At 50.4% G+C, this 5821-nt stretch carries 9 protein-coding genes; 4 read left to right on the top strand and 5 right to left on the bottom strand.

The annotated features are described in order from the left end of the window. The 4 genes from KDK16_RS12415 to KDK16_RS12400 form a co-directional block, all read right to left on the bottom strand. A partial coding sequence (locus KDK16_RS12415) for a hypothetical protein (protein WP_257276361.1) occupies window positions 1-300 on the bottom strand: 300 nt, incomplete at its 3' end. Next, window positions 297-554 carry an AlpA family transcriptional regulator gene (locus KDK16_RS12410; protein WP_257276360.1) on the bottom strand — a complete coding sequence of 86 codons (258 nt, stop codon included), beginning with the start codon at window positions 552-554 and terminating at the stop codon, window positions 297-299. The genes KDK16_RS12410 and KDK16_RS12415, both read right to left, overlap by 4 nt. A 127-nt stretch (window positions 555-681) precedes the next feature. Beyond that, window positions 682-1668: a hypothetical protein gene (locus KDK16_RS12405; RefSeq protein ID WP_257276359.1), complete on the bottom strand. Its 987-nt coding sequence runs from the start codon at window positions 1666-1668 to the stop codon at window positions 682-684. After that, window positions 1661-2827 carry a hypothetical protein gene (locus KDK16_RS12400; protein WP_257276358.1) on the bottom strand — a complete coding sequence of 389 codons (1167 nt, stop codon included), beginning with the start codon at window positions 2825-2827 and terminating at the stop codon, window positions 1661-1663. Before KDK16_RS12400 ends, KDK16_RS12405 begins: the two co-directional genes overlap by 8 nt. A gap of 211 nt (window positions 2828-3038) precedes the next feature. On the opposite strand from KDK16_RS12400, the gene KDK16_RS12395 reads away from it, so the two are divergent. The 4 genes from KDK16_RS12395 to KDK16_RS12380 are packed head-to-tail and all read left to right on the top strand — an operon-like array spanning window position 3039 to window position 5457. Next, window positions 3039-3242, top strand: coding sequence for a hypothetical protein (locus KDK16_RS12395; protein ID WP_257276357.1), 204 nt, complete (start codon window positions 3039-3041; stop codon window positions 3240-3242). Beyond that, window positions 3232-3711, top strand: a complete 480-nt coding sequence (locus KDK16_RS12390) for a DUF2924 domain-containing protein (protein WP_257276356.1) — start codon at window positions 3232-3234, stop codon at window positions 3709-3711. The genes KDK16_RS12395 and KDK16_RS12390 overlap by 11 nt, the downstream gene beginning before the upstream one ends. Next, a complete protein-coding gene (locus KDK16_RS12385; protein WP_257276355.1) occupies window positions 3680-5041 on the top strand; it encodes a recombinase family protein in 1362 nt (453 codons plus the stop codon). The genes KDK16_RS12390 and KDK16_RS12385 overlap by 32 nt, the downstream gene beginning before the upstream one ends. Beyond that, window positions 5032-5457 (top strand): hypothetical protein, encoded by a 426-nt coding sequence (locus KDK16_RS12380; RefSeq protein ID WP_257276354.1) that lies wholly within the window; start codon window positions 5032-5034, stop codon window positions 5455-5457. Before KDK16_RS12385 ends, KDK16_RS12380 begins: the two co-directional genes overlap by 10 nt. A 177-nt stretch (window positions 5458-5634) precedes the next feature. Here the strand turns inward: KDK16_RS12380 and KDK16_RS12375 are convergent. Next, on the bottom strand, window positions 5635-5821 hold a 187-nt coding region (locus KDK16_RS12375), incomplete at its 5' end, for a hypothetical protein (protein ID WP_257276353.1).

Genomic DNA, 5821 nt, shown 5'->3' with positions numbered 1-5821 from the left:
CTGGGCGATGGTCTTTAGTTTCTGCTGATCCCATCTAACCTCCCTGGGCAAATCCACCAGCACTCCCACACCCTCATCTTCAAAGCTGATTTCACCAAATTCCTGCTGCAGCTTTGCCCGGATCTGGGAAGCCTTGAAAACGTACTTGTAGGCAATGACCGATTCCAACCAATCCTTTTGCACCTGGAGTTGTGCCAGGGCTTTATCAGTCTCTTTGACCAAAGTTGCTAACTCTTCTCCGGAACGGGCGGCCAGTTCAGCAACGCTCATACTCTGGATGTTTTCCTGCTCGCTGCTCATACCTCACCTCCCCGACAAGAGATTGGCTGCGATGTACCCGCATGGGTATGCGAAGCCTCGTGCGCTTCAATATCTAACAACCGGTAAACGACACGATTACCCAGCTTGATATAGCAGGGACCCAACCCACGCATACGCCATTTCTCGAGGGTGTAGGGGCTGATCCGCCAGCGGTCGGCCAGTTCTTTCTGGCTCAGGTGTTGCACTTCCATTTCATGCTCCTTCTTGTTTTTTCCAAAGGCAGGATCAATCATGGGACAGTCGGAGTAGACAGAGAGTAGATGGGAAGTAGACAGAGTGTAGACGGCGTTATTTTCTTAAAAAAATGACAAAAAAAACCGGCCTGAAGCCGGTGCTGAAGTCAACTTTTCCCGATTGTCATTAGGACACGCCTGCTCGTCTGGAGCGGGGCTCTGCCTTTAAGCTCCATAATCTGTTCTCGTACTGGATATAGTCTTCCCACTGATCGCTGTCATTGAAACAGTTTCGTGGATGGGTATAGCTGATGCCTTCCTCCTTGATCTGCTCAGTCGTTACTCCCCGGTTTCCTGCCAGCCAGGCATCGTAAATCATGTTCGCCACCTTGCAGCGTTGACCACCTCGAATATCCCAGGGTTCGCAGCCACTTGCTTCAAACCGTCCCTGGCTACCATAGTACTCCCACTCTACCTCCAGTGATCCAAGGTCAGGCTGGAAGGTTGCGCGCAGTACATCTTTCAGTTTTCGGGTATCTATTTCACAAGGGCCTTCAGAAGACAGCAGCGACATAATCGACACAATCGGATACGGGCCTGGCAAGGGAAGCAGATGGTCAAACCGCTCGGATACTGTTAGAACCACACCGGGAGCCTTACCCTGCCAACTTTCCAAGTTCTGATAAATGCTTTTGAAGCCGCTCATACTGGTCAGGTGTCTGGCAAGCAGAACCTGGTAGGGCTGCCCATCTACCTGAATATTGCCCAGCCACTCGAGCAGTTCAGGAATCACCGTGACCTGTTCGCCTGACAACTTAAGGTGGTTCTTAAGCACTTTGATTAGCCAATCTCTGTCGTACTTGTATTGCCGCTGCTGATCTTCCGTAACCTCAACAAAGCCCTCGGAGACACAGTAACAGGTATAGACACCCGGCTCGCGCTCCGGGTTTCTCTCAATCACCTCCAGCCAGAGCTCTCCGTCGTCGGTATCAATGGGGATGACGGAAGCCAAACCGCCCGGAGTCAAAGCTCCAGAGCTGACAATGTCAGAAGCTTCATTGGGTCTATCCTTTTCCAGGCAGGCTTTCAGAACCGTTCCAGAATCGGTTTCGTACAGCCCGGCCAGGTAGCGAAATGAACGCTGTTTCTTCGGTAATTCCAGTGTATCAGTCATGAGTCAGTCCCCACTCCTTGAGTTTATTCCAGCTGAGATAACGTTCCCGTTCCGTCAAATCCTGTAAATTGGAAGTGCAGGGATCTTTCAGAATGATGATGGTGCTGTTGGCACGACTCTGTCCTTCCCTTTTCCTGAACTTCACAGCGATGGAAACTTCAGCAATAGAGTAATGGTCACAATTCAGAAAGTGTTCCACCTCATCTTCTTTCATCACCTGATAGACATTTTTCTCATGGGCTTTATGGGCAGGGGATCGAGCGGTGTAAGTAGCTTTGGTTCGGGTTGATTTGAATTTCAGATAGGAGACAGAGACCTTTTCAATCCCTTTTTCACGGGTAAATGGCAGGACTGGATTTGACTTCAGCACATCCAGCGTAAGTTGTCTTCTCTCCAGCTTTTCCGGGGCTTGTTCTATTCCCAGTCCTTTGCTGGTGAACAGCTGGGCCAGCTTCTCGCGCTCCTGCTTCTTACGAGTCACGACTTCCAGCTCACCCTTCTTCGGGTTCCATAGGAAAGCATACTCCCTTGCTGGCCTGACCATGGTTTCCCGGAGTGCTTTCTTTTCCTTGGAAACTTCCTTGAGCAGGCTGGGCACACCTTCCCGGTAAACCATCACCTGTTGCAAGGTTTCTGTGGTGCCATCGATGCTTGGGCGTTCACGTTTAAACAGCTCCACCAGCACTTCATCATCTCCGCCAAAGTGCTGGGTGAGATACTCTTTTAATCCTTTCAGATCCGGGAGCTGATTGACGTTGGATAATACCCTGAAGCTATCCCACTTTGCTGTGAGCCTTGCCTCATCCGCAAAGCGCTCATTTTCGGCCTGTTCAAAGAGGGTCTGTTCATGAAGAAGGGCCCAGGCGGCCTTATTATAAGGATCACTCTGGGCAGTGTACTCGGCTTTATTTTTGACCAGCCTGGCCAGGAACTCCTGACCCACTTCATCCGTCATTTGGTCAATGCGCCGAGTCAGGTCTTCAAAAGTCTTCCGGTGTCTTTTATCGAGGTTGGCATAGGTGTCTATCAGATTGACGGTGGTACTGATTTCAGGCTCTTGAGCAATAATCCTTTGCGCTTTCGTCACTCCGGTTAACTGCAGCAACTTACGACAATAATCATCCCGAACATATTTCAGGACTCGCTTTACATAGGGCATCCCGTCCTCCGTTTTTTTGATTTTTTTACTGCTACATCCTGACCTCTACGAACTACTGTTTTTTTATACAGTGTCATCTTGTACCCGATTGCACGTCTTGTCAATCCTCTGGAAAGCACCGGATAGAACCAGTTACCTCGGTATGGATTCCAGCCAGTTTTACAGCAACACTTTTAAATAAATCCGCACCACCCAGGGATGGGAGCCCACCATGAACAAAACCCTATCAAGCCATCAGCCGCACCCCAATACCCTGGCTATCTGCCAGATTCTGGCTGTCGGTATTGAACGTCGCCATATAAAGCAGCAAGAGCGGGAAAACACCGAAAGAGAGAAAGATAACTGGACTAATGCCGGAACCAGAGCCTGTATGTCTCATACGGTTCAACGACAGGAGTCCAACAATGAAGAATGAATTATCCGAACAGTCAAGCCTGGCGGCCAAGGTAGCTGCCATTCAGAAGATGTCCACCAAGGCACTGCTGGAACTCTGGCCAAAGCTCTATGGCACCAAAGCCCCCAGGCTCAATAAACGACTGCTGCGACAAAGATTGGCCTTCCGGGTTCAGGAGCTGGAACTGGGCAGCCTTTCCGAGAAGCATAAAAATCGATTGCAACGGCTGCAGAAACCTTCAGCTAAAGACAAATCGGTGCCCAAGGCCAGGGTCAATAAGCCACCAGCAGGTACCCGGATTGTTAAGGAGTATGAAGGTGAAACCCACGAGGTGATTGTCACCAGGGAAGGTTTCGAGTACCGGGGCCAGATATACCGGAGCCTTTCCGGGATCGCCAAGCTGATTACCGGAAGTCATTGGTCGGGGCCGGTGTTCTTTGGATTGAAGGGGAGCAGCCATGAGCGGGGAAAACGCCATGGGCAGAAGTAAAAGCAAGATTAAGGATCTCAAGCGCTGTGCAGTCTATACCCGCAAGTCTTCGGAAGAAGGTCTGGAGCAGGAGTTCAATTCACTCCACGCTCAGAGGGAAGCGGGTGAAGCTTATATCACTTCTCAGAAACAGGAGGGCTGGATTCTGGTGCCGGACGAATACGACGATGGCGGCTTTTCCGGAGGGAACATGGAACGGCCTGCACTTCAGCGACTGATGCAGGATGTGGAAGCCGGAAAAATTGATGTAGTGGTGGTTTATAAAGTGGATCGCCTCTCCAGGTCGCTGGCTGACTTTGCCCGGCTGGTGGAGGTGTTCGACAAGCATAAAGTATCATTCGTCGCTGTCACCCAGCAGTTTAATACCACCAGCAGCATGGGACGGCTGACGCTCAATATTCTATTGTCGTTTGCCCAGTTTGAAAGGGAAGTCACTGGAGAGCGCATCAGGGACAAGTTCCTGCTCTCCAAAAAGAAAGGTAAATGGATGGGTGGGACGCCACCGCTGGGTTATGACGTGGTCGATCGCAAGCTTATCCCCAATGAAGGAGAGGCGGTGATTATCCGGGAGATCTTTAAGACTTTTATTGAAACCCGCTCACAGGTTGAAACCGCTGAACGGATTAATGAGATGGGCTTTCGAACCAAGCGACTGCCGCGCAAGGGTGGCCAAGTGGCTGGCAGCAAGAAGTTCACTCGGACAGCCATCTATAAACTATTGAAGAGCCGACTTTATATTGGTGAGATTGGACACAAGGGTGAATGGTATCCGGGTGAGCATAAAGCCCTTATCAAACCCGAGGTCTGGGCGAAGGTAGAGGCCATTCTCCAGAGCAACAGCTCGGGCCGCCAGACAGACAGCCGACACAGGCACAGTCCTTCCTTTCTGCGGGGGTTTCTGTTCGGTCCTGAACAGGAAGCCCTGATACCTACGGCCACCCGCAGCAAGGGCAAATTGCACCGTTACTACGTCAGTAGCGTGGCCCGGAGGCACGGCCACAAACATTCACACCTGCCTACCTTGCCCGCGAAGGAAATCGAGTTTTTGGTGGTGGAAAGTCTACGGGATTTACTGAAGCAGCCAGAGATTATTTTCACCACGTGGCAGATGCTGACGGATCAGGAAACGTTCAATGAAGATCAAGTCAGGGAAGCCCTGAACGACCTGTCGGATATCTGGAATCTTCTGTTTCCCCAAGAGCAGCGCCGTTTAATGAAACTGCTGGTCAACCGAATAGACGTCCATCAGCAGGGCATTGAGATTCGGTTCCACCAGGAAGGGATACCCACCATCACCAATGAGTTACAAGGAGAAGTGACATGGCCATAAAAGTAACCGGCAAAGCGACCCGCACCTATCTCGAAGATGAGAACTGTATTCTGGTGCATATCCCCATCAAGTTCATCAGCCGCAAGGGCAAGAGCCAGGTCACCACACCAGATGGTCGTCCGGCACTGGAAGAGGCCGATCCGGCTTTGAGAAATGCTCTGGTCAGGGCGCATCGGTGGTTGAAGGCATTGGAAACAGGAAAAGAGAAGCACCTGAAAGTGCTGGCTAAAAAGGAAGGAATCAACAGCGAAAGCTATGCTTCGAAAATCCTCCGGCTGACCACTCTGTCGTCAGAGATTCAGGAAGCCATTATTGATGGTCGCAGCCTGGGAGGTTTGGTACTGGCTGATTTTATGAAGCCTTTTCCACTCTTGTGGTCGGAGCAGAAGAAGGCATTGGGTATACCGGAGGATTGATGTACTCCCTCCTTTTTACCCCTCGATTTTTAATCATAAAGTTCGCCGACCGTCCCCCACACATATCGCTAATAAAGTGCAAACCCAACACCCGTCCAAACATCCTGAAACCACTGATAACCAACTGTTTTTAAAGGGGAAATCAAAGTACGCACACGAATTTTGAAAAGTGCAGATTTAAGAGAAGAGAAAGAGAAAAAGGCCCCAAAATGGCCAAAAATGGGCGTTTTTACGGTTTTTGCCAGTGCGGAAATTAAACGACCAAAAAATAATAAAAGGCGAGATAGGCAGTACAAAAGCCACCCCCAAAACGACAAAAAGCCCTATAAAAATAGGGCTTTCTGAAGATGGCGCGCTCGGTAGG

The sequence above is a fragment of the Endozoicomonas sp. SESOKO4 genome, assembly GCF_024606275.1.
This window is presented reverse-complemented; position numbering and strand designations above follow the sequence as displayed.